Source organism: Rathayibacter sp. AY1D5 (genome assembly GCF_002932515.1).
Lineage (GTDB): Bacteria > Actinomycetota > Actinomycetes > Actinomycetales > Microbacteriaceae > Rathayibacter.
In genome coordinates this window covers 1-852 of sequence record NZ_PSVU01000120.1, presented here as the reverse complement: position 1 = coordinate 852, position 852 = coordinate 1, and the positions used below count along the sequence as shown (strand labels likewise).

The window sequence follows — 852 nt, the reverse complement described above, 5'->3', positions numbered from 1 at the left end:
AAGGGTGGTGGACATGAGGGGCTCCTGGAGGTCGTAGGTGAGTGACCGAACAGTCACAACGGCGGATATGAAAAGGGATGGTGGCGAAGAGGAGAAGGAGGAGGGGAGGAAGAAGAGGAGGAGAGGCGAGCGCCGCGGACTCAGTCGCGGTGCCGGATGCCGTCGGAGACGATGCGGGCCCACTCGGAGTCGACGCCGCCGAGGTCGGTCTGCACGATCAGGTGGCAGAGCTGCCCGTAGGCGATGAAGCGCTGCACGGCCGGGCCGTCGGCTCCGGAGACGACGGTGACCGTCCGGACGACCGCGGAGATCCCGCGGCGCACAGCCTCGCGGATCTCGGGGACGTCGCACGCGCTCTGCGCCTGCGACTGCAGCATGATCAGGTCGCGGTCGGCGATCAGGTCGATGTAGGCGACGGTCATCGCCTCGAGCCGGTCGGCCGGGTCCGAGGAGGGCGAGGCCTCCCCCGCCGCCGCGAGCGTGGTCGCCACCTGCTCGTAGCAGCGATCGACCGCGGCGACGAAGACGCCGAGCTTGCCCGGGAACAGGCGGAAGACGTAGGCGGGCGAGACGCCGGCCTCGGCGGCGACCTCGGTGATCGGAGTCGCGGCGTAGCCGGTGCGCGCGAAGACGTGGAGCGCCGCCGCGGTGATCCGCTCGCGCTGCGCCTCGGCGGTGGAGCGGGAGGAGGGGGTGGGCATGTGACTGATCGAACACTTACTTCGCTCGCATGTCAAGAGCGGCTGCCGGACGGATCGAGACTGCGGCCCCGATCAGGGGCACCTCCACGATCCGGTCCGGCACCCGGCAACGGCAGGCCTACCGATCGTGGAGCCCGCCGCACACCCCCTA

1 protein-coding gene is annotated in these 852 nt (G+C 70.2%); it reads right to left on the bottom strand.

Annotated elements, in window-relative coordinates:
• Positions 1 to 140: 140 nt before the first annotated feature.
• Positions 141 to 701, bottom strand: a complete 561-nt coding sequence (locus C5C82_RS17130; RefSeq protein ID WP_104355438.1) for a TetR/AcrR family transcriptional regulator — start codon at positions 699 to 701, stop codon at positions 141 to 143.
• Positions 702 to 852 lie beyond the last annotated feature (151 nt).